Origin of the sequence: Methylobacterium sp. WL103 (assembly GCF_008039885.1) — a bacterium.
GTDB lineage: Bacteria > Pseudomonadota > Alphaproteobacteria > Rhizobiales > Beijerinckiaceae > Methylobacterium > Methylobacterium cerastii.
Window position 1 is genome coordinate 1 of the sequence record NZ_VRUX01000373.1, and the last position, 4,221, is coordinate 4,221.

At 66.2% G+C, this 4,221-nt stretch carries 2 protein-coding genes, 1 tRNA gene and 2 pseudogenes; 4 read left to right on the plus strand and 1 reads right to left on the minus strand.

The features are described from left to right. The 3 genes and pseudogenes from FV222_RS18675 to ettA all read left to right on the plus strand — a co-directional run. Nucleotides 1–182, plus strand: a pseudogene (locus FV222_RS18675) (FAD-binding monooxygenase); the annotation flags it as partial. 55 nt (nt 183–237) lie between these two features. Continuing rightward, nucleotides 238–323 (plus strand) — tRNA-Leu (locus FV222_RS18680). 226 nt (nt 324–549) lie between these two features. Further along, nucleotides 550–2,202, plus strand: coding sequence for an energy-dependent translational throttle protein EttA (gene ettA / locus FV222_RS18685; protein WP_147750142.1), 1,653 nt, complete (start codon nt 550–552; stop codon nt 2,200–2,202). Nucleotides 2,203–2,534: 332 nt separating this feature from the next. On the opposite strand, the gene FV222_RS18690 is transcribed toward ettA, so the two are convergent. Next, entirely contained in the window at nt 2,535–3,707 is a 1,173-nt protein-coding gene (locus FV222_RS18690; RefSeq protein WP_147750143.1) for an amidinotransferase, read from the minus strand. A 208-nt stretch (nt 3,708–3,915) separates the two neighbouring features. Here FV222_RS18690 and FV222_RS18695 point away from each other — a divergent pair. Further along, nucleotides 3,916–4,221, plus strand: a pseudogene (locus FV222_RS18695) (TIGR00374 family protein); the annotation flags it as partial.

Below are 4,221 nucleotides of genomic sequence, written 5' to 3' on the forward strand. Positions count from 1 at the left end.
CCTACGCCAGGGCCCGTCGGCGCCGGGTCCGCCGGGTGCAGCGCGCCGCCCGCGCCAATGGCCGGACCTACCATGCCGGCGGCATCACCGCCTTCGTGCGCGACGCGGTGATGCGTCGTCTCGGCCCAGACGGCATGCGCGAACGCTACGCCTGGCTCTACGGTTGGACGCCGGACGCTTGATCTTGAGAAACTTGATCTCGTTCGCGCCGACGGTTACCTCTTCGGCGCATCGCAGGGCCGCTTGCCGAAATTGGTAGACGGAAGGCACTTAAAATGCCTCGGGCTTCGCCCGTGTGGGTTCGAGTCCCACAGCGGCCACCACGCCCCGATCCATCCCCCGATCCTTGCCCGGCACCGGCCGTCCTGATACGCGAGCGGGATCATCTCCAGGGATTGCGGGTGAGGGCGCGCGGCGCCCGCTCCGCAGAACCGTACCCCGCAGGGTTCGCCGCGGGCATGGCGCGTGCCTGCCCGGACGACCCTGCACCCGCCATCGGGCCGCGCGACCTCCCGCGCCGGCCCCGCCGAACCTGATAGGATGCCTGCGATGGCCCGCGAATTCATCTACCACATGAAAGGCCTGACCAAGACCTACACCGGTGGGAAGAAGGTGTTGGACAACGTCAACCTGTCCTTCTACCCCGATGCCAAGATCGGTGTGCTCGGCATCAACGGCTCGGGCAAGTCGACGCTCCTGAAGATCATGGCCGGCATCGACACGGAGTGGACCGGGGAGGGCTTCGTCGCGCAGGGCGCGCGGGTCGGCTACCTGCCGCAGGAGCCGCAGCTCGATACGACCAAATCGGTCCGCGAGAACGTGATGGAGGGCGTCGCCGAAAAGCAGGCGCTGCTCGACCGCTACAACGAGCTCGCGATGAACTATTCCGACGAGACGGCGGACGAGATGACCCGCCTCCAGGACGAGATCGAATCGCAGAACCTCTGGGAACTCGAATCCAAGGTCGACCAAGCCATGGAGGCCCTGGGCTGCCCGAGCGACGAGCAGCCGGTCGCCACCCTGTCGGGCGGCGAGCGCCGCCGCGTCGCGCTCTGCCGGCTGCTGCTGTGGGAGCCTGAGCTGCTGCTTCTCGACGAGCCGACCAACCACCTCGACGCCGAGACGGTGAACTGGCTCGAAGGCCACCTCAAGAACTACCCGGGCGCGATCCTGATCGTGACCCACGATCGCTACTTCCTCGACAACGTCACCAGCTGGATCCTCGAGCTCGATCGCACCAAGGGCATCCCCTACGAGGGCAACTATTCGGCCTGGCTGGTGCAGAAGCAGAAGCGCCTGCAGCAGGAGGGCCGCGAGGACATGGCGCGCCAGCGCTCGATCGCCCGCGAGCAGGAATGGATCTCCGCCTCGCCGAAGGCGCGCCAGTCCAAGTCGAAGGCGCGTATCACGCGCTACGAGGAGCTGGTCGCCAAGCAGAACAACAAGGTCGACGCGGCGGCGCAGATCGTAATCCCGATCGACGAGCGGCTGGGCAACAACGTCATCGAGTTCGACCACCTCAACAAGGCCTTCGGCGACCGCCTGCTGATCGAGGACCTGTCGTTCAAGCTGCCGCCGGGCGGCATCGTCGGCGTGATCGGCCCGAACGGCGCCGGCAAGACGACGCTGTTCAAGATGATCACCGGCCAGGAGAAGCCGGACGGCGGCGACATCTCCGTCGGCACGACGGTGAAGCTCGGCTACGTCGACCAGTCGCGCGACGCGCTCGACCCCAACGCCACGGTCTGGCAGGAGGTCTCGGGCGGCAACGACATCATCTATTTCAACAAGCGCGAGATTAATTCGCGCGCCTACTGCGCGGCCTTCGCCTTCAAGGGCGGCGACCAGCAGAAGAAGGTCGGCACGCTGTCGGGCGGCGAACGCAACCGCGTGCACCTCGCCCGCACGCTGAAGGGCGGCGCCAACGTGCTGCTGCTCGACGAGCCGACCAACGACCTCGACATGGAGACCCTGCGCGCCCTCGAGGACGCGCTGGAGGATTACGCCGGCTGCGCCGTCATCATCAGCCACGATCGCTGGTTCCTGAACCGCATCGCGACCCACATCCTCGCCTTCGAGGGCGACAGCCACGTCGAGTGGTTCGAGGGCAACTTCTCGGATTACGAGGCCGACAAGATGCGCCGGCTCGGCGCCGACTCGCTGATGCCGAAGAAGATCAAGTACAAGAAGTTTTCGCGTTGAAATAAACCGCGACTTGGCTTCCGTCTTCTCAAGAGATGGAGGCCAGGTTTTCTGCAGCCAGCGGCGTCTTCGCTCAATTCGGATGCTCCGCGAACCCGGTTCCATCCTCTCCCCGTCATTCCGGGGCTGCGCAGCAGAGCCCGGAATCCAGAACCTGAGGTCGAGTTCTAGATTGCGCCATCTGCGGCTCTGGATTCCGGGCTCGACTACGACGCCCCGGAATGACGGGCAGGGGGCTCTCGGCCGGGAGACGCGTTCAAGGGTCCCGAACCACAAACCAAAACGGCCGCACCCCTTCCGGGATGCGGCCGTTTTCGTTCGAGGCGAGAGGCCTAGAAGTACGACTTCAGCGTGCCGCGGCGGCGCACGTCGAGGGTGGCGCAGTGGAACGAGCCGCCGAACGGGCCGTAGCTCAGGAACGGCGCCGGGATCGGGTCGAAGCCCCAGTCCTTGAGCGCCTTGATCAGCGTCGGCTGGCTCTGGTCCACGACGATCTTCTTCTCGTCGATGGCGAGCACGTTGATCGAGGTCCAGGGCGAGCACATCGAGATCTTGCTCATGAAGCCTTCGACGGGGTCGGGGCGAGGGGCGACGAGCACGTCCCACTTCTTCAACACCGCCGGCAACTTCTCGACGTCGATGTAGTCCGGGTTGACCAGCACCTTGCCCGGGGCGAGCGGCATGAACGACGAATCGATGTGCATCGGCTGCGGGCAGCGGCTCTCGATCTCGTGGACGCGGAAGCCCGAGCCGAGGTGGCGGCGCAGCCACTCGATGCCCATCAGGTTCGTCACGTTGGAGCGGGTGACGAAGATGTCGCGGCCGCAGCGGACGAAGTCGGCGGCGTCGAAGACCGGCTCGAACTCGTTGACCGTGAACTGCATCGGCTCGCCGGCCTTCAGGTTCGGCACGCGGTAGTCGTAGTTGTACAGCTCGTCGGTGAGCTGAGGCCGCGGCGCGGAGGTCCAGCGCGCGCCGGCGCGGAAGTATTCCTTGAACAGCGAGCGGTAGGCGTCACCCTCGAAGTAGCGCGAGCGCCAGCACATCGGGCTCTCGATGATCTCGTCGCCGATCACGAGGTACGGGTCGCGCGGGCAGGCGACGCAAAAGCCGCGGGACGACCAGCGCGGCGCGCGGTACTTCTTCGAGAAGTCGATGGTGTCCGGGCGGCGGATCTTCACGCCCTCGCCGGCGAGGATGCGGATGAAGTTGTCGAGCTCTTTCTGCGCGAGCTTCTTCATAAAGCCCGGGTAGCGGAAGCCCGAGGCGAAGCGGTAGAACGGCTGCGCCGCCCGCGGCAGGTTGAAGATCACGGTCAGGTGGTGCGTCGGGATCGTGGCGCCGTCGAGGGATCCGACGATCACCTCTTCGAGCGGGTCCCACTCGTTCCACGCCATCACAGGCGAGTGCGGCGCGGGGATTCCGGGTTCCCTGCTGACGAAGCCGTCGGCGCGGGCGTCGTCGAGCACGGCCTCTCCGGCCGAGTGGGAAGCGTCGCGGTCCATGGTGATCCCTTCGTGATGCGCCGTGCGGGCGGTCTGCTCGGGGTGAAAACCCCTGGTGCCGCTTTGGTCCGCACTGTGTCTATCGGGTGATAGACATTGCCGATCGTTGCTGCAACTTGAGCCTTACTCCTCGTCCGCAGCGGTCTTTTTCGGTCGAAATCGCGGCGAGAATCCAGCATCAAGCCACCCCCGAGCTTGAAAGAGGATCATGAAACGTCTGACGACCCTGGCCCTGATCGCCGGCCTCTGCACGGTCGTCGGCCTGTTTCTGTCCTCCGGTCTCGAGGATGTGGCCGCGGCGGTGGTGAGTGCCGGTTGGGGCGCCCTGGCGGTCGTCGCCGCGCGCGCCGTGGCCGTCGCATGGGCCGGCCTCGGCTGGTACGTGATCTTCCCCGTCTCCGGCCGGCCGAACCTCTCTGCCTGCATCAACCTGCGCTTCGTGCGCGAGGGCATCAACACGCTGCTGCCGGTGGCGACGGTGGGCGGTGACTTCGTCGGCGCGCGCCTCCTGGCC

Coding starts and splice junctions, on each gene's coding strand:
- ettA (WP_147750142.1), top strand. CDS start 550: ATGGCCCGCGAATTCATCTACCACATGAAAGGCCTGACCAAGACCTAC.
- FV222_RS18690 (WP_147750143.1), bottom strand. CDS start 3,707: ATGGACCGCGACGCTTCCCACTCGGCCGGAGAGGCCGTGCTCGACGAC.